A 22973-nucleotide genomic window follows, 5' to 3' on the forward strand; every position below is an offset into this window, starting at 1 on the left:
GGCCCGCGGGCCCCCTCTTCGTTATCCGGCAACTGCAGTCATCATTTGCGCAGCTTGATCTGTTCGATGGCGTGCTCATGGCCCTTGGTCATGATCAGGTTGGCACGCTCACGCGTTGGCAGGATATTTTCTTGCAAATTCAGATAGTTGATATCTTGCCAGATGTTGCTGGCGATCTGGGTCGCCTCACTCTCCGCCAGCTTGGCGTAGTTATGGAAGTAGGAGTCGGGATCCGAGAAGGCGCCGCTGCGGAATTTCAGGAAGCGTTCGATATACCAGGTACGCAGCAGTTCGGCATCGGCATCCACATAGATGGAGAAGTCGACAAAGTCCGACACGAAGACCCGATGGGGCTCCTGAGGATAATCCATGCCGCTTTGCAGCACATTGAGCCCTTCCAGGATCAGAATGTCCGGCTGCTCCACCACCTTCTTCTCATCGGGAATGATGTCGTAGATAAGGTGGGAGTAAACCGGCGCTTCGACCTTCTCGTGACCAGCGCGGATGTTGGCGACAAATTCCACCAGATGGCGGATGTCGTAGGATTCCGGGAACCCCTTGCGGCGCATCAGGCCGCGCTCTTCCAGTACCTTGTTGGGATAGAGGAAGCCGTCGGTGGTGACCAGCTCCACCCGCGGATGTTCCGGCCAGCGCTCCAACAGGGCCTGCAGAATACGGGCCGTGGTGCTTTTGCCCCCCGCCACGCTGCCGGCAATGCTGATAATATAGGTGCCCTTGCCGCGGGACTGGCCGAGAAACTGCTCCAGCACCCGGCTGCGACGCTGTTTGGCTTTGACATAGAGATTGAGCAGGCGGGAGAGAGGCAGATAGATCTCTTCCACTTCCCGCAATGACACCTTCTCGTTGATCCCGCGCAGGGTCTGCAGATCGTGTTCGGTCAGGGTCAGGGGGACCGAATCGCGCAATAACGCCCATTGTTCGCGGGTGAATTGCAGATAGGGGTTATGCTCTGTCGTCATGGTGTCATCACTGTTTCTTGGGCACGGCGACCATACACCAAGGGTGGGGGAGCGACAAGGGACGCAGCAGGATTGGCTTGTTTGCCCCCGCTTTTTTGCAAACTTCCCAGCAATAAAGCATATTTTGCCGGGTTCAATGGTTGCATCCCCCAAAACCTTACAATAAAATGCGCGACGCTTGACTGTCTGTCGTCTATTTGCCGTGCAAAAGCGATAAACACAACGGGTGCAAGCAGAATTACCGTTGTGACAATCTGGCGTCTGGAGGGGTTCCCGAGCGGCCAAAGGGATCAGACTGTAAATCTGACGGCTCTGCCTTCGAAGGTTCGAATCCTTCTCCCTCCACCATATTTCTCTGCGGTTTGAGTTCTTTGGGTTAGAGAAATGCGGGCATCGTATAATGGCTATTACCTCAGCCTTCCAAGCTGATGATGCGGGTTCGATTCCCGCTGCCCGCTCCAAGATGCTGATATGGCTCAGGCGTTAGCAGAGCCGCACCCTAGGGTGAGTTCGGCAAGCGAACCAGCCATCAGTACCTCTCTCTTTCCCACCAGATTCAAATCCATCATATAAACTGTTCTGTGGTTAGCTTGCCACCGCGTACTCAGCGTTAGTTTAGAGGGACGATCATGTCTAAAGAAAAATTTGAGCGTAATAAACCGCACGTTAACGTGGGTACCATCGGCCACGTTGACCACGGTAAAACCACCCTGACTGCAGCTATCACCAACGTGCTGGCCAAGCACTTCGGTGGTAAAGCTTTCGCCTTCGACCAGATCGACAAGGCACCGGAAGAGCGTGAGCGTGGTATCACCATCAACACCTCCCACGTAGAATACGACACCGCTACCCGTCACTACGCACACGTAGACTGCCCGGGTCACGCCGACTACGTTAAAAACATGATCACCGGTGCTGCCCAGATGGACGGCGCGATCCTGGTAGTAGCAGCGACTGACGGCCCGATGCCGCAGACTCGTGAGCACATCCTGCTGGGTCGTCAGGTAGGCGTTCCGTACATCATCGTGTTCATGAACAAGTGTGACATGGTAGATGACGAAGAGCTGCTGGAACTGGTCGAGATGGAAGTTCGCGAACTGCTGTCCGAGTACGACTTCCCGGGTGATGACCTGCCGGTAGTCCGTGGTTCCGCACTGAAAGCGCTGGAAGGCGAAGCTCAGTGGGAAGAGAAGATCCTGGAACTGGCTGGCCACCTGGACAGCTACATTCCGGAGCCGGAGCGTGCGATTGACCAGCCGTTCCTGATGCCGATCGAAGACGTATTCTCTATCGCTGGCCGTGGTACCGTAGTAACCGGTCGTGTAGAGCGCGGTATCGTTAAAGTTGGTGAAGAAGTGGAAATCGTGGGTATCAAAGATACCACCAAGACCACCTGTACCGGCGTTGAAATGTTCCGTAAGCTGCTGGACGAAGGTCGTGCAGGCGAGAACATCGGTGCACTGCTGCGTGGCGTGAAGCGTGAAGACGTAGAGCGTGGTCAGGTACTGGCCAAGCCGGGCACCATCAAGCCGCACACCAAGTTCGAATCTGAAGTGTACGTACTGTCCAAAGAAGAAGGTGGTCGTCATACCCCGTTCTTCAAAGGCTACCGTCCGCAGTTCTACTTCCGTACTACCGACGTGACCGGTACCATCGAACTGCCGGAAGGCGTAGAGATGGTAATGCCGGGCGACAACATCAAGATGGTTGTTACCCTGATTGCGCCGATCGCGATGGATGACGGCCTGCGTTTCGCTATCCGTGAAGGTGGCCGTACCGTAGGTGCTGGTGTTGTAGCTAAAGTTATCGCTTAATCTTTGGCTTACATAAATAAAGCAAAGCCCCTATAATAGGGGCTTTCTTATGCAGGGGCGTAGTTCGAATTGGTAGAACAGCGGTCTCCAAAACCGATGGTTGCGGGTTCGAGTCCTGCCGCCCCTGCCATATACCTCGTCTCGTACGGGGCTTTTGTGTCTTTGGTTACGTCAGATACAGGTGGGTTGTATGAGTGTTAGTTCTGAGAACCAGGGCGGAAGCAAGGATACCCTGCTTTGGGGCCTGGTTTTCATTATCCTGGTGGCCGCTGTAGTAGGTAATTATCTACTGAGCGATGTTATTGCTGCCGTCCGCGCCTTGGGTGTGGTCATTGTCATCGCTGCTGCCGGTGCAGTAGCCCTGCAAACCACCAAAGGGAAGGCAACACTGGCATTCGCCCGTGAGTCTCGCCTGGAAGTCCGCAAGGTCGTATGGCCAACCCGTCAGGAAGCCATTCAGACAACCCTGATTGTGCTGGCTGTGACCGCCGTGATGGGGCTGCTGCTGTTCGTTCTGGACGGCGCCTTGGTCTGGTTGGTCAACCTGATTACCGGTGTGTAAGGATAAGCCATGACTGAACAACGTGAACAGCGTATGAGATGGTATGTCGTGCAGGCGTTTTCCGGCTATGAAGGCCGTGTCGCCAAATCCCTGCGCGAGCATATCAAGATGCATGGCATGGAAGACATGTTCGGTGAAGTACTGGTCCCGACCGAAGAAGTGGTCGAGATGCGTGCAGGCCAGAAGCGCAAGAGTGAGCGCAAGTTTTTCCCGGGCTATGTCCTGGTTCAGATGATCATGGATGAAACCACATGGCACCTGGTGCGTAACGTACCGCGCGTCATGGGCTTCATCGGCGGTACTTCCGACCGTCCGGCACCGATCTCCGACAAAGAGGCCGATGCCATCCTGAACCGTCTGCAGGATGCCCACGACAAGCCGCGTCCGAAAACCCTGTTTGAACCGGGTGAAATGGTGCGGGTTGCCGATGGTCCGTTTGCCGACTTCAATGGAACCGTTGAAGAGGTGGACTACGAGAAGAGCCGCGTGAAGGTTTCTGTACTGATCTTCGGTCGTTCTACTCCCGTTGAGCTGGATTTCGGTCAGGTCGAAAAGGGCTGATTGATTTCTGTTCACTCAACAGTTGTCAGGGGCAGCGAATATCTCTATAATTCGCTGCCCCTTTATTAGTTGGGGAGCCGTTTGCAGGAGCATGTCTCCGAGGCGCTAGAACCCATTTTTGAGGTAATTTCCTAATGGCTAAGAAAGTCACAGCTTATATCAAGCTGCAGGTTGCTGCTGGTGCAGCCAACCCGTCTCCTCCCGTTGGTCCTGCACTGGGTCAACACGGTGTTAACATCATGGAATTCTGTAAGGCGTTCAACGCTCGTACAGAAAAGCTGGAAAAAGGTTCACCGACCCCGGTCGTGATCACCGTTTACAGCGACCGTTCCTTCACCTTCGAAACCAAGACTCCGCCTGCTTCCTTCCTGCTGAAGAAAGCTGCTGGCATCAAGTCTGGTTCTGCCAAGCCGAACAAAGACAAGGTTGGTAAGGTGACCGTAGCCCAGCTGCAAGAAATCGCCAAGACCAAAGAACCGGATATGACCGGTGCCGATCTGGATGCAAAAGTACGTTGCATCGCAGGCTCCGCTCGTTCCATGGGTCTGGTAGTGGAGGATTAAGACAATGGCTAAACTTTCCAAGCGTATGCGCGTTATTCGCGAAAAAGTTGACGGTACCAAAGAGTACTCCATCAACGAAGCCATTGCCCTGCTGAAAGAACTGGCTACCGCCAAGTTCGTTGAAAGCGTTGACGTTGCTGTCAACCTGGGTATCGACGCTCGTAAATCTGACCAGAACGTACGTGGTGCTACTGTACTGCCGCACGGTACCGGTCGTGATGTACGCGTTGCCGTATTTACCCAAGGTGCCAATGCCGAAGCAGCTAAAGCTGCCGGTGCTGACCTGGTAGGTATGGATGACCTGGCCGATCTGGTTAAGAAAGGCGAGATGAACTTCGACGTAGTTATCGCATCCCCGGATGCCATGCGCGTTGTTGGTCAACTGGGTCAAATCCTGGGCCCGCGCGGCCTGATGCCGAACCCGAAAGTTGGTACTGTAACTCCTAACGTTGCCGAAGCTGTCAAGAACGCCAAGGCTGGTCAGGTTCGTTACCGTAACGACAAGAATGGTATCATCCATACCACTCTGGGTAAGGTTTCTTTCAACGAAGTTCAGCTGAAAGAAAACTTGGAAGCTCTGCTGGTTGCCCTGAAAAAAGGCAAGCCCTCTTCCGCCAAAGGTCAATTCATCAAGAAAGTCAGCATCTCCACCACCATGGGTGCCGGTGTTGCCGTAGACCAAGCTTCTCTGGAAGCTCAGGCCTAATTGATGGGTTTTACAAGGCGCAAAATTTAATCTATAATTTTGCGCCTTGATTGGTTGGGGGTTTCGACCTCCGTCCAAGACCGCAGGAGGCTGTAAAGCCTTAATGTTTCCTGCGTAGACGGTGCCGGAAACCCAGCGAGAAAGATTCTTTCTCTTCTGGAATCCTGCTACCGCATCGTTCCCCTCTGTTGTAAAGGTAGGGGGGATGTGTCAGTACTGGGTCATTTGACCCGGATTCAATCCAGGAGTTAAGCCAATGGCATTGGGACTCGAAGACAAAAAGGCAATTGTTGCTGAAGTCAACGAAGCTGCCAAAGGCGCTCTTTCTGCAGTTGTTGCCGATTCTCGCGGTGTCACTGTAGACAAGATGACCGTCCTGCGTAAAACCGCTCGTGAAGCCGGTGTGTACATGCGCGTTGTGCGTAACACCCTGCTGCGTCGCGCGGTAGAAGGTACCGAATACGAGTGCCTGAACGACGCATTTACCGGTCCTACCTTGATTGCTTTCTCTAACGAACACCCGGGCGCTGCTGCTCGTCTGTTCAAAGAGTTTGCCAAAGCGAACCAAAAGTTCGAAATCAAGGCTGGCGCTTTTAACGGTGAGTTTATCGCCGCAGCACAAATTGATCGTCTGGCCACGCTGCCGACCTACGACGAAGCAATTGCGAAGTTGATGGCGACTATGAAAGAAGCCTCTGCTGGCAAGCTGGTTCGTACCATCGCTGCTGTGCGTGATCAGAAGCAAGCTGCTGCTTGATTCTCGCCTATTTAGGCTGTTTGAGTTTATTCAACATCAGGAATTTTTGTCATGTCTATCACTAAAGACCAAATCATCGAAGCCGTTGCTTCCATGTCCGTAATGGAAGTTGTTGAGCTGATCGAAGCTATGGAAGAGAAATTCGGTGTTTCTGCCGCTGTTGCTGTTGCTGCCGGTCCGGCCGCTGAAGCAGTAGAAGAGAAGACCGAGTTCGACGTAGTTCTGACTGCTGCCGGTGCCAACAAAGTTGCCGTCATCAAAGCCGTTCGTGGCGCCACCGGTCTGGGCCTGAAAGAAGCCAAAGATCTGGTAGAAGCTGCTCCGGCTAACCTGAAAGAAGCCGTCTCCAAAGACGAAGCTGAAGCTCTGAAGAAAGAGCTGGAAGCTGCCGGTGCTTCTGTTGAGATCAAATAATCTGCATTTATGTAGATTAGCCTGATAAAACAGGCTAGGGCTGGTGAATTTTTGTTCACCAGCCTTTTTGCGCTGTAGACTGAGAGCATTTCACACCGTTTACGACTCTCGGTGCACCAGCAATCCGGACTGTCTTCTTTCGTCCGGGCCAACACAAAACGGTGTTGAGACAGAGCTGTCCCGCGGGACAGAGTGGGTCACTTATCAGCGAGCTGAGGAACCCTATGGTTTACTCTTATACCGAAAAAAAACGCATTCGTAAGGACTTCGGTAAGCGAGACCAGGTACTGGACACGCCTTATCTGTTGTCCATTCAGCTGGACTCCTTCAAGCAGTTCATCGAGGCTGACCCGGAAGGTGAATATGGCCTAGAGGCCGCTTTCCGTAGCGTTTTCCCGATCACCAGTTACTCCGGTAGTGCTGAGCTTCAGTATGTCAGCTATCGCCTGGGTGAGCCGGTATTTGACGTAAAAGAATGCCAGATCCGTGGAGTGACCTACTCCGCGCCGCTGCGTGTCAAGCTTCGTATGGTTCTGTACGACCGTGAAGCAGCTGCCGGCACCGTCAAAGACATCAAGGAACAAGAAGTATACATGGGCGAAATTCCGCTCATGACCGAGAACGGCACCTTTGTTATCAATGGTACCGAGCGGGTTATCGTTTCCCAGCTGCACCGCAGCCCGGGCGTCTTCTTCGACCACGATAAAGGCAAAACACATTCATCCGGTAAGGTGCTGTATAACGCTCGCGTTATCCCCTACCGTGGCTCCTGGCTGGACTTCGAGTTCGATGCGAAAGACAACCTGTTTGTCCGTATCGACCGTCGTCGCAAACTGCCAGCATCCATTATTCTGCGCGCCCTGGACTTCACTTCCGAACAAATCCTGGCCACCTTCTTCGAGACCATCGGTTTTGAAGTAAAAGATGGCAAGTTGATGATGGATCTGGTGCCGGAGCGTCTGCGTGGTGAAACTGCGACCTTTGACATCGTGGCCAATGGCGCCGTGGTGGTTGAGACCGGTCGTCGTGTGACTGCGCGTCACATCCGTCAGTTGGAAAAAGACGCCGTTACCCAAATTGAGGTACCGGTTGAGTATGTTGTTGGCAAAGTTGCTGCCAAGGACTACGCACATCCGCAAACTGGCGAGATGGTCGTGACCGCCAACCAGGCACTGAGCCTGGAAGCGATCGCCAACCTGTCCCAGGCCGGCTTCAAGCATTTCGAGGTTCTGTTCACCAACGAACTGGATCACGGTGCTTACATGTCCGAGACCCTGCGTGTCGACTCCAGCTCCAACCGTTTGGAAGCGCTGGTCGAGATCTATCGCATGATGCGTCCGGGCGAGCCGCCTACTCGCGAAGCTGCAGAACAGCTGTTCGAAAACCTGTTCTTCTCCGCCGAGCGTTACGACCTGTCTACCGTAGGTCGGATGAAGTTCAACCGCCGTCTGGGTCGTGAAGACGAGACTGGCGCAGGTGTACTGACCAAAGACGACATCGTCGATGTGATGAAGCGCCTGATCGACATCCGTAACGGTAACGACGAAGTGGACGATATCGACCACTTGGGTAACCGTCGTATCCGTTCTGTCGGTGAAATGGCTGAAAACCAGTTCCGCGTCGGTCTGGTGCGTGTCGAGCGTGCGGTCAAGGAGCGTCTCTCCCTGGGCGACCTGGACACCCTGATGCCGCAGGATCTGATCAACGCCAAGCCGATCTCCGCCGCAGTCAAAGAGTTCTTTGGTTCCAGCCAGCTGTCCCAGTTTATGGACCAGAACAACCCGCTCTCCGAAGTGACCCACAAGCGTCGAATTTCCGCGCTGGGCCCGGGCGGTTTGACTCGTGAGCGTGCCGGCTTTGAAGTCCGAGACGTACACCCGACCCACTACGGTCGTCTGTGCCCTATCGAGACTCCTGAAGGTCCGAACATCGGTCTGATCAACTCTCTGTCCGTGTACTCTCGTACCAACGAGTACGGTTTCCTCGAGACCCCGTACCGCAAGGTCATTGACGGTGTGATCACCGACGAAGTGGACTACCTGTCTGCTATTGAAGAAGGCAAGTACGTGATCGCACAGGCTAACGCCGCGACCACCGAAGATGGCCGTCTGAAAGATGAATTGATCCCGTGCCGTCACAAAGGTGAATCCACCTTTATGAACGCCGACCAGATCCAGTATATGGACGTGAGCCCGCAGCAGATCGTATCTGTGGCAGCCGCTCTGATCCCGTTCCTGGAACACGATGACGCGAACCGCGCATTGATGGGTTCAAACATGCAACGTCAGGCTGTACCGACTCTGCGTGCTGACAAGCCGCTGGTAGGTACCGGTATGGAACGCGCTGTGGCCGTTGACTCCGGTGTAACCGTAGTGGCCAAGCGTGGCGGCGTAATCGACTATGTCGATGCCTCCCGTATCGTCCTGAAGGTCAATGAAGATGAGCTGATGCCAGGCGAAGCCGGTATCGACATCTACAACCTGACCAAATACACCCGTTCCAACCAGAACACCTGTATCAACCAGCGTCCTTGCGTGATGTTGGGTGAGCCGGTCATGGCTGGCGACGTACTGGCTGACGGCCCGTCCACCGATCTGGGTGAACTGGCGCTGGGTCAGAACATGCGCGTCGCGTTCATGCCGTGGAACGGTTACAACTTCGAAGACTCGATCCTGGTGAACGAGCGTGTTGTTCAGGAAGATCGCCTGACCACCATCCATATCCAGGAACTGGCCTGTATCTCCCGTGACACCAAGCTGGGTCCGGAAGAGATCACTGCTGACATCCCGAACGTGGGTGAAGCCGCTCTGTCCAAGCTGGACGAGTCCGGTATCGTCTACGTGGGTGCCGAAGTGAAGGGCGGCGACATTCTGGTCGGTAAGGTAACCCCGAAAGGTGAAACCCAGCTGACGCCGGAAGAGAAGCTGCTGCGCGCCATCTTCGGTGAGAAGGCGTCCGATGTGAAGGACTCCTCCCTGCGTGTACCGAACGGTGTGTACGGTACCGTGGTTGACGTGCAAGTCTTTACCCGCGATGGCGTGGAAAAAGACAAGCGCGCCAAAGAAATCGAAGAGATGCAGCTGAAGGAAGCGAAGAAGGACTTGACCGAAGAGTTCAAGATCCTGGAAGACGGCATTTTCGGCCGCTCCCGCAACCTGCTGCTGGCCGCCGGTTACAGCGAAGATCGTCTGAACAAGCTCGATCGCTCCAAGTGGTTTGAACTGGCCATCGAAGACGAAGGCAAGCAGACCGAACTGGAACAGATCGCTGAACAGCACGTTGAGCTGAAAGCCGAGTTCGACAAGAAATTCGAGAACAAGCGTCGCAAGATTATCCAGGGTGATGATCTGGCACCGGGCGTACTGAAAATCGTCAAGGTTTATCTGGCAGTCAAGCGTCGCATCCAGCCGGGTGACAAGATGGCGGGCCGTCACGGTAACAAGGGTGTTATCTCCAAGATCTGTCCGGTCGAGGATATGCCTCATGACGAGTTCGGCCGTCCGGTCGACATCGTACTGAACCCGTTGGGCGTACCATCCCGTATGAACATCGGTCAGATCCTCGAAGTGCACCTGGGCCTTGCGGCCAAGGGTATCGGCGAGAAGATCGATCGCATGGTCAAAGAGCAGCGCGAGCTGCACGAGATGCGCAACTTCCTGCAACAGGTCTATGACCTGGGCGAGAAGGACACCCAGCAAGTGAACATCGCCGAACTGTCTGACGACGACGTACGTACCCTGGTGGGTAACCTGCGTAAGGGTCTGCCGGTTGCTACTCCAGTGTTTGATGGTGCCAAAGAGCGCGAAATCAAAGCCCTGCTGAAGCTGGCCGATCTGCCGGAATCCGGTCAGATTGATCTGTTCGACGGCCGTACCGGTAACCGCTTCGAGCGTAAAGTAACCGTTGGTTACATGTACATGCTCAAGCTGAACCACCTGGTCGACGACAAGATGCACGCGCGTTCTACCGGTTCTTACAGCCTGGTTACCCAGCAGCCGCTGGGTGGTAAGGCTCAGTTCGGTGGTCAGCGTTTCGGTGAGATGGAAGTGTGGGCCCTGGAGGCTTACGGTGCGGCATATACCCTGCAGGAGATGCTGACCGTCAAGTCTGACGATGTGAATGGCCGTACCAAGATGTACAAGAACATCGTGGATGGCGACCACCGTATGGAGCCGGGCATGCCCGAATCCTTCAACGTATTGCTGAAGGAAATCCGCTCTCTGGGTATCAACATCGAGCTGGACGAAGAGTAAGAGCTCGCTCTTATTGTTCGAGAATTGACGTGGGCGCCCCGCTGTTTTGGCAGCCGGGGCGCCGAGGTTAGACTCCTGACAGGGGAAACACGTGAAAGACTTACTCAAGTTTTTGAAGGCTCAGACCAAGACCGAAGAGTTTGACAGCATCAAGATCGGTCTGGCCTCTCCTGACATGATCCGCTCCTGGTCATTCGGTGAGGTCAAAAAGCCTGAGACCATCAACTACCGGACTTTCAAGCCGGAGCGTGATGGTCTGTTCTGCGCCCGTATCTTCGGACCGGTGAAGGACTACGAGTGTCTGTGCGGCAAGTACAAGCGCCTGAAACACCGTGGTGTGATCTGTGAGAAGTGCGGCGTTGAAGTGACCCAGACCAAGGTCCGTCGTGAGCGTATGGGCCACATCGAGCTGGCCAGCCCGACTGCCCACATCTGGTTCCTGAAGTCCCTGCCGTCCCGTATCGGTCTGCTTCTGGACATGACCCTGCGCGACATCGAACGCGTGCTCTACTTCGAATCTTTCGTAGTTATCGAGCCGGGCATGACCAACCTCGAACGCAGCCAGATGCTCTCCGAAGAGCAGTACCTGGATGCGCTGGAAGAGTGGGGCGACGAATTTGACGCCAAGATGGGTGCCGAAGCAATCCTGGCATTGCTGCGCGCCATCGATCTGGAAGGTGAAGTCAAAGCGATGCGTGAGGAGCTGGATCAGACCAACTCCGAGACCAAACGCAAGAAGACCACCAAGCGTCTGAAGCTGATGGAAGCTTTCCTGCAGTCCGGCAACAAGCCGGAGTGGATGATCATGACAGTGCTGCCTGTGCTGCCGCCGGACCTGCGTCCGCTGGTACCGCTGGACGGCGGCCGTTTCGCGACTTCCGATCTGAACGATCTGTACCGTCGCGTGATCAACCGTAACAACCGCTTGAAGCGTCTGCTGGATCTGGCTGCTCCGGACATCATCGTGCGCAACGAAAAGCGTATGCTGCAAGAGTCCGTCGATGCGCTGCTGGATAACGGCCGTCGCGGTCGTGCCATCACCGGTTCCAACAAGCGCCCGCTGAAATCCCTGGCCGATATGATCAAGGGTAAGCAGGGTCGTTTCCGTCAGAACCTGCTCGGTAAGCGTGTCGACTACTCCGGTCGTTCCGTTATCACCGTAGGCCCGACTCTGCGTCTGCATCAGTGCGGTCTGCCGAAGAAGATGGCGCTGGAACTGTTCAAGCCGTTCATCTATGGCAAGCTGGAAACCCGCGGTCTGGCGACCACTATCAAGGCCGCCAAGAAGATGGTGGAGCGCGAAGAAGCTGTCGTTTGGGATATCCTGGACGAAGTGATCCGCGAACATCCGGTTCTGCTGAACCGTGCACCGACTCTGCACCGTCTGGGTATCCAGGCATTCGAACCGACTCTGGTCGAAGGCAAGGCAATCCAGCTGCACCCGCTCGTTTGTGCTGCGTATAACGCGGACTTCGATGGTGACCAGATGGCGGTTCACGTACCGCTGACCCTGGAAGCCCAGCTGGAAGCGCGTGCGCTGATGATGTCTACCAACAACATCCTGTCGCCAGCCTCCGGTGAGCCGATCATCGTTCCTTCTCAGGACGTGGTCTTGGGTCTGTACTACATGACCCGCGCCCGCATCAATGCGAAGGGTGAAGGTATGGTGCTGTCCGGCCCGAAAGAGGCCGAGAAAGTGTACCGTGCTGGTCTGGCCGACCTGCATGCTCGCGTCAAGTGCCGCATCACCGAGTACGTGAAGAACGAAGCCGGTGAGCTGGTTGCCAAGACCGAGATGAAGAACACCACCGTTGGTCGTGCGATCCTGAGCCTGATCCTGCCGAAAGGTATGGAATACGCCCTGATCGACGAGCCGAAGGTGCTGACTGCTGCCGAGCAGGCCGATCTGGAAGCCAATCCGCAGAACTGGATCAAATGCGTATCCAACAAGGCGCTGGGCAAAAAGCTCATCTCCCGTCTGCTGAACACCTGCTATCGCAAGCAGGGGCTGAAGGACACCGTTATCTTCGCTGACCAGCTGATGTATACCGGTTTCCACTACGCGGCGCTGTCCGGTGCTTCCGTTGGTATCGATGACATGGTCATCCCGGATGCCAAGAAAGACATCATCGCGTCTGCCGAAGCCGAAGTTGCCGAGATCCAGGACCAGTTCCTTTCCGGTCTGGTAACTGCGGGCGAACGTTACAACAAGGTTATCGATATCTGGGCCAGCGCCAACGAGCGCGTCTCCAAGGCCATGATGGAGAACTTGTCCAAAGAGCGTAACGTCAACTCGCTGGGTGAAGAAGAAGAGCAGGCCTCGTTCAACAGCATCTTTATGATGGCTGACTCTGGTGCGCGTGGTTCCGCCGCCCAGATCCGTCAGCTGGCCGGTATGCGTGGCCTGATGGCCAAGCCGGATGGCTCCATCATCGAGACTCCGATCATCGCGAACTTCCGCGAAGGCCTGAACGTACTGCAGTACTTTATCTCTACCCACGGTGCTCGTAAGGGTCTGGCGGATACCGCACTGAAGACTGCGAACTCCGGTTACCTGACTCGTCGTCTGGTAGACGTGGCGCAAGACATGGTGATCACCGAGGACGATTGCGGCACTACCGACGGTCTGTGGATGACTCCGCTGATCGAGGGTGGCGACGTGGTCGAGCCGCTGCGTGAACGCGTGCTGGGTCGTGTGGTGGCAGAAGATGTCATCAAGCCGGGTACCGAGGACGAGATCCTGGTTGCTCGCAACACCCTGCTCGACGAGCAGCTGTGTGACCTGCTGGAACGCAACTCCGTTGACCGTGTGAAGGTGCGTTCTGCCATCACCTGTGAAACCGACTTCGGTAACTGTGCTCACTGCTATGGCCGTGATCTGGCCCGTGGTCACCTGGTTAACAAGGGTGAGGCTGTCGGTGTTATCGCCGCCCAGTCCATCGGTGAACCGGGTACCCAGCTGACGATGCGTACTTTCCACATCGGTGGTGCTGCATCTCGTGCCGCTGCTGAAAGCAGCATCCAGGTCAAGAACACAGGTACCATCAAGCTGCAGAACGCCAAGTTCGTTCACAACAGCGATGACAAACTGGTTATCACCTCACGTTCTACCGAACTGACCATCATGGACGACATGGGCCGTACCAAGGAAAGCCACAAGCTGCCTTACGGTTCCGTGCTGGAAGTGAAGGACGGCCAGGCCGTGAGCGCTGGCGAGACCGTTGCCAACTGGGATCCGCACACCCACCCGATCATCACCGAAGTGGCAGGTCGCCTGCAGTTCGAACACATGATCGATGGCGTGACCATCACTCGTCAGACCGACGAGCTGACCGGTCTATCTTCTATCGTTGTTCTGGACGTCAACGAGCGTCCGAGCGCCGGTAAAGAGATGCGTCCGACCGTTAAACTGGTCGACCTGAACGGCAAAGACGTGATGATCCCGGGTACCGATGTCGCCGCCCAGTACTTCCTGCCGGGCAAGGCGATCGTGAACCTGGAAGATGGTGCCAACGTGGGCGTGGGTGACGCGGTAGCGCGTATCCCGCAAGAGTCCGGCGGTACCAAGGACATCACCGGTGGTCTGCCGCGCGTTGCGGATCTGTTCGAAGCACGTCAACCGAAGGAACCGGCAATTCTGGCCGAGATCTCCGGTACCATCTCCTTCGGGAAAGAGACCAAGGGCAAACGCCGTCTGGTCATTACCCCGACCGATGGTGGCAACGTCTACGAAGAGATGATTCCGAAGTGGCGTAACCTGAACGTGTTCGAAGGTGAAAAAGTTGAGAAGGGTGAAGTGCTGGCAGACGGTCCTGAGTCTGCTCACGACATCCTGCGTCTGCGCGGTATCAGCCCGGTCGCCAACTACATCGCCAACGAAGTGCAGGACGTATACCGTCTGCAAGGCGTTAAGATCAACGACAAGCACATCGAAGTCATCGTTCGTCAGATGCTGCGCAAGTGCGAGATCCTGAGCGCTGGCGATACCGATCTGATCGAAGGCGAACAGGTTGAAGTGGCTCGTGTGAAGATTGCCAACCGTAAGCTGGTTGCCGAGGGCAAGACCCCAGCGACCTACCGTCATGTACTGATGGGTATTACCAAGGCATCTCTGAGCACCGAGTCCTTCATCTCCGCGGCTTCCTTCCAGGAAACCACTCGCGTTCTGACCGAAGCCGCCGTAGGTGGCAAGCGTGATGAACTGCGTGGTCTGAAAGAGAACGTCATCGTGGGTCGTCTGATCCCGGCTGGTACCGGCTTTGCCTACCACCATAGCCGGATCAACCAGCGTGCTGCCGCAGCTCGTGCTGTTGGTACCCCGCAGGTGACCGCTGATGAAGCGGAGCAGAACCTGGCGGATCTGCTGAACGCAGCCGGTAGCTTCGACGAAGAGTAACTCGTCATCCGTGATTAAAAAGGGCTCCTTCAAGGAGCCCTTTTTGTTGGCCAATTCCTCGGCAAAGGTAGACGCAGCGCGGGTTTCAGGATGATCCAGAGCAAAGTTGTAGAGTAAAAAATCAAAAAAAGTTGACTTTACTCCCCTGCAATTTAAAACTCGGGAAAGTTGAATGGTTATTACAGGGGTAGAACATGACTGTCGGTATCGAGGAAGCCATGCTTCCCGAAGAACAGCTGATCAGCCGCACTTTTACAGATGAAGACAGGGAATTGTTGCGCTCATACGATGGGCTCATCGATGGCTTGGCCGAGCTGTTCGGCAAGCATTGTGAAGTGGTTCTCCACTCCCTGGAAAATCTGCACGAGTCGGTGATCAAGATCGCCAACGGCTTCAATACCGGACGCACCCTCGGGGCGCCCATCACCGATCTCGCCCTGCGCATGCTCAAGGACATCGAGAGCACCGGCCAGGATTACACCCAGAGCTATTTCGCTCGCAGCCGTACTGGCGCGCTGATGAAGTCGAGCACCATCGCCATTCGCAACAGCGAGCGGCAAGTAGTGGGACTTATTTGCATCAACCTGCACATCAATGCGCCCTTCCACGAGTTCGTGGCCGAATTTTTCCCGACGCCCCAGCAGGCGGCGCGCCAGTCACCAGAGACCTTCGCCAACAGCGTGGAAGAGCTGGTTGCCCAGACGGTGGATAACACCATCGACGAGATCAATCGCGATCCCACCGTGGCCAACAATGCCAAGAACCGCTTCATCGTGACCCAGCTGTTCGAGAAGGGCATTTTCGACATCAAGGATTCGATCAATCTGGTGGCGGACAAACTCAATATTTCAAAACATACCGTTTATCTTTACATCCGACAGCGCAAGCAGGGTGAAGACGAGAACGAGTAACTCATTCCAGAAGGGGATAGATGAATGGCTAAAGAAGTGATTGCAACCGACAAGGCGCCTGCCGCGATTGGTCCGTATGTTCAGGCTACCAAGGTTGGCGAGATGATCTTCACCTCCGGGCAGATCCCGCTCGATCCTGCCACCATGGAAATCGTGGCTGGCGGCATTGAAGAGCAGGCCGAGCGGGTGATGAAGAATCTGATTGCCGTGTTGCACGCTGCGGGTGCCGATGCCAGCAAAGTGGTCAAAACCACCTGCTTCCTGAGCGACATGAACAACTTCGTTGCCTTCAATCAGGTCTATGCCCGTTACTTTGGCGATGCGGCGCCAGCTCGCTCCTGCGTAGAGGTGGCCCGTCTGCCGAAAGATGTGCTGGTCGAGGTCGAGGCGATTGCCCATCTCTGATCAACAGATCGAATCAAGCCCCTCCTGGCAGGGGCTTTTTTGTTTTTGGCGTAAAATGGACCGGGTCAGCACAGGAGTCCTGCTATGAGTCTGAGTTTTGCCATCCTGGTCACGGGGCCTGCTTATGGCACCCAGTCGGCCAGCACCGCCTATCGTTTTGCCCGCACCTTGTTGGCACAGGGGCATACCTTGTCCCACCTGTTCTTCTATCAGGACGGGGTCTGCAACGGCAACGGTTTGCATCTGCCTGCATCCGATGAGACTGACCTGGTGCGTCTGTGGCGAGAGCTGGCGGAAGAGCAGGGGATCGGTATCGACGTCTGTGTCGCCGCCGCCATGCGGCGCGGTGTGCTCGATGAACAGGAAGCCAAGGGGGCAGGGCTGGAGCACTTCAATCTGCAAGCGCCATTTTGCCTGAGCGGTCTGGGCCAGTTGGCCGAGGCGGCGCTCACCACCGATCGGCTGGTTCAGTTCTAGGGGGAGTCATGAGCAAGAAAATCGCCTTTATCTGCAGTCGTGGTCCCCATGGCCATGCCGCCGGCCGGGAAGGACTGGATGCCTTGCTGGCCACCTCGGCCATGACCGATGAGCTGGCCCTCTTCCTGATTGGGGACGGTGTGTTGCAACTGCTCAAGGAACAGCAGCCTGCCGCCATTTTGCAGCGCCACTACGCGCCCACCTTCAAGATGCTGGAACTCTACGACATCGAAGAGGTCTATGTTTGTGCTGACTCGCTGGCAGAGCGTGGCGTGACAGTGGATGATCTGCTGATCCCCGTCGAGAGTCTGCCGCGCCAGGAACTGGCTCGGCACTGGGCACAATGTTCGACTCACATCAGCTTTTGAGGTTTCCATGTTGCATCTGATATTGAACTCCCCCTTTCAGAGTCAGGCTCTGGCAGAGGCGCTCTCATACCTTCAGCCCGAGGATGAGCTGGTACTGATGCAGGATGCCGTGATTGCGGCATCGGCTCCCCAGTGGAGCGCGCGGCTGGCGGGTATCCCGCTTTATGTGATGCAGGAAGATCTGCAAGCTCGCGGTTTGCAGCATCGGGTGGGCAATGTGCTCGATATGGCGGGTCTGGTGGCACTGGTTGCGCAAAAAGGTTCCCCGCGCACCTGGGGTGGCTGAGAAGCAGATTTCCAAGAAAATTCAAGGTGATGTCGTGAAATCAAACGGATCCGAATTGCCCTTTTGTGACGCAAATTGTATAAATCTTGACTCCCCAGACAACAGGGCATAAAATTTCGCGTCCCCGTATCTGCGGGGAGGATTTTCCACACGTTTATGAAGTCATTATCAGGAGCCTTTTGATGGCAACTATTAACCAGTTGGTTCGCAAGCCACGCATCAAGCTCGTTGTGAAAAGCAACGTGCCGGCGCTGGAAGCGTGCCCTCAGAAGCGTGGCGTATGCACTCGTGTATATACCACCACCCCGAAGAAGCCTAACTCTGCACTGCGTAAAGTGTGCCGTGTACGTCTGACCAACGGCTTCGAAGTCACCTCCTACATCGGCGGTGAAGGTCACAACCTGCAAGAGCACTCTGTTGTTCTGATCCGTGGCGGTCGTGTAAAAGACTTGCCAGGTGTTCGTTATCACACCGTTCGTGGTGCGTTGGACTGTGCCGGTGTTAAAGACCGTAAGCAGGCTCGCTCCAAGTATGGCGTGAAGCGTCCTAAAGCTTAATGGTTCTCCGTTAAGTAAGGCCAAACGTTAATTCGTTTCTAGTTAGATAGCTTTCTAGTTTTGGGTAATCCCTGAAGTTACGGAGAATTTGAAATGCCAAGACGTCGTGTTGTTGGTCAGCGTAAAATCCTGCCAGATCCCAAGTTCGGATCAGAGCTGCTGGCTAAATTTGTCAACGTAGTAATGGTTGACGGTAAGAAATCTGTTGCAGAAGCCATTGTTTATGGCGCCCTGGACATCATTGCCACCAAATCTGGCAAAGAGCACCTGGCCGTATTCGAAGAAGCTCTGGATAACATTCGTCCGGCGGTCGAGGTTAAATCTCGTCGCGTCGGTGGTGCAACCTATCAGGTCCCGGTAGAAGTTCGTCCGGTACGTCGCAATGCCCTGGCAATGCGCTGGTTGGTTGATGCCGCTCGTAAACGTGGTGAAAAATCAATGGCTCAGCGTCTGGCTGGCGAGCTGCTGGATGCCGCTGACAATAAGGGTTCGTCTGTCAAGAAACGTGAAGACGTTCACCGTATGGCTGAAGCGAACAAAGCCTTCGCTCACTTCCGCTGGTAATCCGCTTGCGCAGGGTCTTTTGACTCTGCGCACCTTTAATTATCTAGGGACAAGCGCCTTAGTAAGAGGATGACAATGGCTCGTACAACCCCCATTGAGCGTTATCGTAACATCGGTATCTCCGCTCACATTGACGCCGGTAAGACTACTACTACCGAGCGTGTACTGTTTTACACCGGTGTAAGTCACAAGATCGGTGAAGTTCACGATGGCGCTGCCACCATGGACTGGATGGAACAGGAACAAGAGCGTGGTATCACCATCACCTCCGCCGCGACCACCGCTTTCTGGTCCGGTATGGGTAAACAGTTCCAACCGCACCGTATCAACATCATCGATACCCCGGGCCACGTTGACTTTACTATCGAAGTAGAGCGTTCAATGCGTGTTCTGGACGGTGCCGTGATGGTGTACTGTGCCGTAGGTGGCGTACAGCCACAGTCTGAAACCGTATGGCGTCAGGCTAACAAGTACAAGGTTCCCCGTATCGCGTTCGTCAACAAGATGGACCGTACCGGCGCCAACTTCCTGCGCTGCGTTGAGCACATCAAGACCCGTCTGAAAGGTACTCCGGTTCCCCTTCAGCTGAACATCGGCTCTGAAGAGAACTTCAAGGGCGTTGTTGACCTGGTCAAGATGAAAGCCATCAACTGGAATGAAGCTGATCAGGGCGTATCCTTCGATTACGAAGACGTCCCGGCTGAGTTGCTGGAACAGGCGCAAGAAATGCGCATGAATCTGGTTGAAGCCGCTGCTGAAGCGTCTGAAGACCTGATGGAAAAATACCTGGGCGGCGAAGAGCTGACCGAGGAAGAGATCAAAGGTGCTCTGCGTCAGCGCGTGCTGAACAACGAAATCATCCTGGTAACCTGTGGCTCCGCGTTCAAGAACAAGGGCGTACAGGCAATGCTGGATGCCGTGATCGAGTACCTGCCGGCTCCGACCGACGTTGCTGCTATCGACGGCCTGAAAATGGACGGCGAGACCAAAGACGAGCGTCACGCTTCTGATGACGAGCCGTTCTCTGCTCTGGCGTTCAAGATCGCTACCGACCCGTTCGTTGGTAACCTGACCTTCTTCCGTGTCTACTCTGGCGTGATCAACTCCGGTGACACCGTGCTGAACTCCGTCAAGGACAAGCGCGAGCGTTTCGGCCGTATCGTTCAGATGCATGCCAACAAGCGTGAAGAGATCAAAGAAGTACGCGCTGGTGACATCGCTGCAGCCATCGGTCTGAAAGACGTGACCACTGGTGACACCCTGTGTGACCCGAACGCACCGATCATCCTCGAGCGTATGGAATTCCCGGAGCCGGTAATTTCTATCGCGGTTGAGCCGAAAACCAAGGCTGACCAGGAGAAGATGGGTCTGGCACTGGGCCGTCTGGCTCAGGAAGACCCGTCCTTCCGCGTATGGACTGACGAAGAGTCAGGTCAAACCATCATCGCTGGTATGGGTGAGCTGCACCTGGACATCATCGTTGACCGTATGCGTCGCGAGTTCAAGGTTGAAGCCAACGTAGGTAAGCCGCAGGTTGCCTACCGTGAAACCATCCGTACCACCGTTAAAGACATCGAAGGCAAGCATGCCAAGCAGTCTGGTGGTCGCGGTCAGTACGGTCATGTTGTTATCGACATGTACCCGCTGGAAGAAGGCAAAGCTTACGAATTCGTCAACGACATCAAAGGCGGTGTCATTCCTGGTGAATTCATCCCGGGTGTTGATAAAGGTATCCGTGAGCAGCTCAAATCTGGTCCGCTGGCTGGTTACCCGGTTATGGATCTGGGTGTGCGTCTGCACTTCGGTTCTTACCACGATGTCGACTCTTCCGAACTGGCGTTCAAGATCGCTGCTTCCATGGCCTTTAAGGCTGGCTTCATGAAGGCCAACCCGGTTCTGCTCGAACCGATCATGAAAGTAGAAGTTGAAACTCCGGAAGATTACATGGGCGACGTTATCGGTGACCTGAACCGTCGTCGTGGCCTGATCGAAGGTATGGAAGATGGCCCGTCCGGCAAGATCGTACGTGCTCTGGTGCCGCTGGCCGAAATGTTCGGTTATGCAACTGCACTGCGTTCCGCTACCCAGGGTCGCGCTTCCTACGCCATGGAATTCGCCAAGTATCACGATGCACCGACCAACGTTGCACAAGCCGTGATCGAAGAGCGCAAATCCAAGTAATTTAAGATTCCCCGCCTACGACGGTAGGCGGGTTTAACCTAGAAGGACTACGTCGTGTCTAAAGAAAAATTTGAGCGTAATAAACCGCACGTAAACGTCGGCACCATCGGCCACGTTGACCACGGTAAAACCACCCTGACTGCAGCTATCACCAACGTGCTGGCCAAGCACTTCGGTGGTAAAGCTTTCGCCTTCGACCAGATCGACAAGGCACCGGAAGAGCGTGAGCGTGGTATCACCATCAACACCTCCCACGTAGAATACGACACTGCTACCCGCCACTACGCGCACGTAGACTGCCCGGGTCACGCCGACTACGTTAAAAACATGATCACCGGTGCTGCCCAGATGGACGGCGCGATCCTGGTAGTAGCAGCGACTGACGGCCCGATGCCGCAGACTCGTGAGCACATCCTGCTGGGTCGTCAGGTAGGCGTTCCGTACATCATCGTGTTCATGAACAAGTGTGACATGGTAGATGACGAAGAGCTGCTGGAACTGGTCGAGATGGAAGTTCGCGAACTGCTGTCCGAGTACGACTTCCCGGGTGATGACCTGCCGGTAGTCCGTGGTTCCGCACTGAAAGCGCTGGAAGGCGAAGCTCAGTGGGAAGAGAAGATCTTGGAACTGGCTGGCCACCTGGACAGCTACATTCCGGAGCCGGAGCGTGCGATTGACCAGCCGTTCCTGATGCCGATCGAAGACGTATTCTCTATCGCTGGCCGTGGTACTGTAGTTACCGGTCGTGTAGAGCGCGGTATCGTTAAAGTTGGTGAAGAAGTGGAAATCGTTGGTATCAAAGATACCACCAAGACCACCTGTACCGGCGTTGAAATGTTCCGTAAGCTGCTGGACGAAGGTCGTGCAGGCGAGAACATCGGTGCACTGCTGCGTGGCGTGAAGCGTGAAGACGTAGAGCGTGGTCAGGTACTGGCCAAGCCGGGCACCATCAAGCCGCACACCAAGTTTGAATCTGAAGTGTACGTGCTGTCCAAAGAAGAAGGTGGTCGTCATACCCCGTTCTTCAAAGGCTACCGTCCGCAGTTCTACTTCCGTACTACCGACGTGACCGGTACCATCGAACTGCCGGAAGGCGTAGAGATGGTAATGCCGGGTGACAACATCAAGATGGTTGTTACCCTGATTGCGCCGATCGCGATGGATGACGGCCTGCGTTTCGCTATCCGTGAAGGTGGCCGTACCGTAGGTGCTGGTGTTGTAGCTAAAGTTATCGCTTAATCGATACTTTAAATGCACACATGAAAGGGGGGGCTTCGGCCGCCCCTTTTGTTTTTGGGCTTTATCTGCCCTGTGAGATACTGGGCAAAACCATTGATTGAGGTAGTTTCCGTGAGCAAACCCGCCATTTTTCTGGATCGTGACGGTGTCATCAATGAAGACACTGGCTATGTCAGCCAGGTCGATGACTTCCATTTTCTGCCCGGAGTCATAGACGCCCTGCTGCTCCTCAAAAAGAAAGGCTATCTGCTGGTTGTTGTGACCAACCAGTCCGGAATCGCCCGCGGCTACTTCAGTGAAGATGACTTCATGAATCTGACCGAGTGGATGGATTGGTCACTGGCGGATCGGGATGTGGACCTCGATGGCATCTATTTCTGCCCCCATCATCCGGATCACGGAGCCCCCTGTGATTGCCGCAAACCGGAGCCAGGCATGCTGCTGTTGGCGCAACAGGAACTGGGGATCGACATGAGCCGTTCCTATATGGTGGGTGACAAGCCTTCCGATCTGAAAGCCGCCATCAATGCCGGGGTTGGTCATAAGATCATGGTCAGAACCGGTAAGCCAATCACCGAAGCGGGTAGCGCACTCGCAGATGCTATATATGACAATCTGTATGATTTTGCCGTCGCGGTGCCTGCAGCGAGGTAATTTCGCCGGTTAAATATGCTGATTGGTGGATTTGCGAGCGATTGAACGATGAAAGCCATCTTTTTGCAATTATCCCCTTGCCAGAACGAATTCACTCCCTATAATGCGCCTCCATCGACAGGGCAAGCGGCAACGCAAACAACCTCGTCGGTAACCTCGAAAAGCCTTTGAAAATAAGGCTTGACTCGAGAAGGCGGTTGAGTAGAATTCCACTCCCGCAGCAACACACTGTTGCGCCGCTCTTTAACAATTTGAATCAAGCAATCTGTGTGGGCACTCACAGCATCGAACATCAAAAACAATTTTTGATTTTCAATGTCTGGTG

The 22973-nt window shown here is 55.0% G+C and carries 21 protein-coding genes and 3 tRNA genes; 22 read left to right on the forward strand and 2 right to left on the reverse strand.

Annotated features, from left to right (window positions below):
• Positions 1 to 41: 41 nt before the first annotated feature.
• Entirely contained in the window at positions 42 to 980 is a 939-nt protein-coding gene (coaA, locus tag G5315_RS08290; protein WP_005339877.1) for a type I pantothenate kinase, read from the reverse strand.
• 263 nt (positions 981 to 1243) lie between these two features.
• Here coaA and G5315_RS08295 point away from each other — a divergent pair.
• The 22 genes from G5315_RS08295 to gmhB all read left to right on the forward strand — a co-directional run bounded on the left by G5315_RS08295 (position 1244) and on the right by gmhB (position 22648).
• Positions 1244 to 1328 (forward strand) — tRNA-Tyr (locus tag G5315_RS08295).
• 38 nt (positions 1329 to 1366) lie between these two features.
• A tRNA-Gly gene (locus tag G5315_RS08300) sits at positions 1367 to 1441 on the forward strand.
• A gap of 168 nt (positions 1442 to 1609) precedes the next feature.
• Positions 1610 to 2794 (forward strand): elongation factor Tu, encoded by a 1185-nt coding sequence (gene tuf / locus G5315_RS08305; RefSeq protein WP_074042664.1) that lies wholly within the window; start codon positions 1610 to 1612, stop codon positions 2792 to 2794.
• 53 nt (positions 2795 to 2847) lie between these two features.
• Positions 2848 to 2924: transfer RNA gene (locus tag G5315_RS08310), tRNA-Trp, on the forward strand.
• A 60-nt stretch (positions 2925 to 2984) separates the two neighbouring features.
• Complete coding sequence (secE, locus tag G5315_RS08315; protein ID WP_005341843.1) at positions 2985 to 3356, forward strand: preprotein translocase subunit SecE; 372 nt, start codon at positions 2985 to 2987, stop codon at positions 3354 to 3356.
• 33 nt (positions 3357 to 3389) lie between these two features.
• Complete coding sequence (nusG, locus tag G5315_RS08320; protein ID WP_019840195.1) at positions 3390 to 3917, forward strand: transcription termination/antitermination protein NusG; 528 nt, start codon at positions 3390 to 3392, stop codon at positions 3915 to 3917.
• 134 nt (positions 3918 to 4051) lie between these two features.
• The gene (gene rplK / locus G5315_RS08325) at positions 4052 to 4480 is read left to right on the forward strand and encodes a 50S ribosomal protein L11 (protein WP_026456244.1); all 429 of its coding nucleotides are present in this window, start codon (positions 4052 to 4054) and stop codon (positions 4478 to 4480) included.
• A gap of 4 nt (positions 4481 to 4484) precedes the next feature.
• Entirely contained in the window at positions 4485 to 5186 is a 702-nt protein-coding gene (rplA, locus tag G5315_RS08330) for a 50S ribosomal protein L1 (protein WP_005339888.1), read from the forward strand.
• 256 nt (positions 5187 to 5442) lie between these two features.
• Positions 5443 to 5943: a 50S ribosomal protein L10 gene (rplJ, locus tag G5315_RS08335; protein WP_216952230.1), complete on the forward strand. Its 501-nt coding sequence runs from the start codon at positions 5443 to 5445 to the stop codon at positions 5941 to 5943.
• Positions 5944 to 5994: 51 nt separating this feature from the next.
• Entirely contained in the window at positions 5995 to 6357 is a 363-nt protein-coding gene (rplL, locus tag G5315_RS08340; RefSeq protein ID WP_005341840.1) for a 50S ribosomal protein L7/L12, read from the forward strand.
• 224 nt (positions 6358 to 6581) lie between these two features.
• On the forward strand, positions 6582 to 10610 hold the full coding sequence (gene rpoB, locus G5315_RS08345) for a DNA-directed RNA polymerase subunit beta (RefSeq protein ID WP_005339897.1): 4029 nt from the start codon (positions 6582 to 6584) through the stop codon (positions 10608 to 10610).
• A gap of 91 nt (positions 10611 to 10701) precedes the next feature.
• Positions 10702 to 15006, forward strand: a complete 4305-nt coding sequence (gene rpoC / locus G5315_RS08350) for a DNA-directed RNA polymerase subunit beta' (RefSeq protein ID WP_100647045.1) — start codon at positions 10702 to 10704, stop codon at positions 15004 to 15006.
• 194 nt (positions 15007 to 15200) lie between these two features.
• On the forward strand, positions 15201 to 15917 hold the full coding sequence (locus G5315_RS08355; RefSeq protein ID WP_005339902.1) for a helix-turn-helix transcriptional regulator: 717 nt from the start codon (positions 15201 to 15203) through the stop codon (positions 15915 to 15917).
• A 24-nt stretch (positions 15918 to 15941) separates the two neighbouring features.
• The gene (locus tag G5315_RS08360) at positions 15942 to 16322 is read left to right on the forward strand and encodes a RidA family protein (protein ID WP_227341805.1); all 381 of its coding nucleotides are present in this window, start codon (positions 15942 to 15944) and stop codon (positions 16320 to 16322) included.
• An 84-nt stretch (positions 16323 to 16406) separates the two neighbouring features.
• A complete protein-coding gene (tusD, locus tag G5315_RS08365; RefSeq protein ID WP_227341806.1) occupies positions 16407 to 16799 on the forward strand; it encodes a sulfurtransferase complex subunit TusD in 393 nt (130 codons plus the stop codon).
• Positions 16800 to 16807: 8 nt separating this feature from the next.
• Complete coding sequence (gene tusC, locus G5315_RS08370; RefSeq protein WP_005339907.1) at positions 16808 to 17167, forward strand: sulfurtransferase complex subunit TusC; 360 nt, start codon at positions 16808 to 16810, stop codon at positions 17165 to 17167.
• A 7-nt stretch (positions 17168 to 17174) separates the two neighbouring features.
• Positions 17175 to 17453, forward strand: a complete 279-nt coding sequence (gene tusB, locus G5315_RS08375; RefSeq protein ID WP_421332878.1) for a sulfurtransferase complex subunit TusB — start codon at positions 17175 to 17177, stop codon at positions 17451 to 17453.
• Positions 17454 to 17635: 182 nt separating this feature from the next.
• Positions 17636 to 18010: a 30S ribosomal protein S12 gene (rpsL, locus tag G5315_RS08380; RefSeq protein WP_005306278.1), complete on the forward strand. Its 375-nt coding sequence runs from the start codon at positions 17636 to 17638 to the stop codon at positions 18008 to 18010.
• A gap of 93 nt (positions 18011 to 18103) precedes the next feature.
• Positions 18104 to 18574 (forward strand): 30S ribosomal protein S7, encoded by a 471-nt coding sequence (gene rpsG, locus G5315_RS08385; protein WP_005339911.1) that lies wholly within the window; start codon positions 18104 to 18106, stop codon positions 18572 to 18574.
• Positions 18575 to 18649: 75 nt separating this feature from the next.
• On the forward strand, positions 18650 to 20755 hold the full coding sequence (fusA, locus tag G5315_RS08390; protein WP_021229318.1) for an elongation factor G: 2106 nt from the start codon (positions 18650 to 18652) through the stop codon (positions 20753 to 20755).
• A 54-nt stretch (positions 20756 to 20809) separates the two neighbouring features.
• Positions 20810 to 21994, forward strand: coding sequence for an elongation factor Tu (gene tuf, locus G5315_RS08395; RefSeq protein WP_074042664.1), 1185 nt, complete (start codon positions 20810 to 20812; stop codon positions 21992 to 21994).
• 111 nt (positions 21995 to 22105) lie between these two features.
• Positions 22106 to 22648 (forward strand): D-glycero-beta-D-manno-heptose 1,7-bisphosphate 7-phosphatase, encoded by a 543-nt coding sequence (gmhB, locus tag G5315_RS08400; protein ID WP_421332879.1) that lies wholly within the window; start codon positions 22106 to 22108, stop codon positions 22646 to 22648.
• Positions 22649 to 22746: 98 nt separating this feature from the next.
• Here gmhB and G5315_RS08405 read toward each other — a convergent pair.
• Positions 22747 to 22973, reverse strand: a 227-nt coding sequence (locus G5315_RS08405; protein WP_421332880.1) for a hypothetical protein, incomplete at its 5' end; no start/stop codon positions are given.

This window comes from Aeromonas sp. 603607, assembly GCF_049171595.1.
GTDB lineage: Bacteria > Pseudomonadota > Gammaproteobacteria > Enterobacterales > Aeromonadaceae > Aeromonas > Aeromonas veronii.

Bases quoted from the DNA above. Each gene is read 5' to 3' on its own strand.
- coaA (WP_005339877.1), bottom strand. From the start codon at position 980: ATGACGACAGAGCATAACCCCTATCTGCAATTCACCCGCGAACAATGG.
- tuf (WP_074042664.1), top strand. From the start codon at position 1,610: ATGTCTAAAGAAAAATTTGAGCGTAATAAACCGCACGTTAACGTGGGT.
- secE (WP_005341843.1), top strand. From the start codon at position 2,985: ATGAGTGTTAGTTCTGAGAACCAGGGCGGAAGCAAGGATACCCTGCTT.
- nusG (WP_019840195.1), top strand. From the start codon at position 3,390: ATGAGATGGTATGTCGTGCAGGCGTTTTCCGGCTATGAAGGCCGTGTC.
- rplK (WP_026456244.1), top strand. From the start codon at position 4,052: ATGGCTAAGAAAGTCACAGCTTATATCAAGCTGCAGGTTGCTGCTGGT.
- rplA (WP_005339888.1), top strand. From the start codon at position 4,485: ATGGCTAAACTTTCCAAGCGTATGCGCGTTATTCGCGAAAAAGTTGAC.
- rplJ (WP_216952230.1), top strand. From the start codon at position 5,443: ATGGCATTGGGACTCGAAGACAAAAAGGCAATTGTTGCTGAAGTCAAC.
- rplL (WP_005341840.1), top strand. From the start codon at position 5,995: ATGTCTATCACTAAAGACCAAATCATCGAAGCCGTTGCTTCCATGTCC.
- rpoB (WP_005339897.1), top strand. From the start codon at position 6,582: ATGGTTTACTCTTATACCGAAAAAAAACGCATTCGTAAGGACTTCGGT.
- G5315_RS08355 (WP_005339902.1), top strand. From the start codon at position 15,201: ATGACTGTCGGTATCGAGGAAGCCATGCTTCCCGAAGAACAGCTGATC.
- G5315_RS08360 (WP_227341805.1), top strand. From the start codon at position 15,942: ATGGCTAAAGAAGTGATTGCAACCGACAAGGCGCCTGCCGCGATTGGT.
- tusD (WP_227341806.1), top strand. From the start codon at position 16,407: ATGAGTCTGAGTTTTGCCATCCTGGTCACGGGGCCTGCTTATGGCACC.
- tusC (WP_005339907.1), top strand. From the start codon at position 16,808: ATGAGCAAGAAAATCGCCTTTATCTGCAGTCGTGGTCCCCATGGCCAT.
- tusB (WP_421332878.1), top strand. From the start codon at position 17,175: ATGTTGCATCTGATATTGAACTCCCCCTTTCAGAGTCAGGCTCTGGCA.
- rpsL (WP_005306278.1), top strand. From the start codon at position 17,636: ATGGCAACTATTAACCAGTTGGTTCGCAAGCCACGCATCAAGCTCGTT.
- rpsG (WP_005339911.1), top strand. From the start codon at position 18,104: ATGCCAAGACGTCGTGTTGTTGGTCAGCGTAAAATCCTGCCAGATCCC.
- fusA (WP_021229318.1), top strand. From the start codon at position 18,650: ATGGCTCGTACAACCCCCATTGAGCGTTATCGTAACATCGGTATCTCC.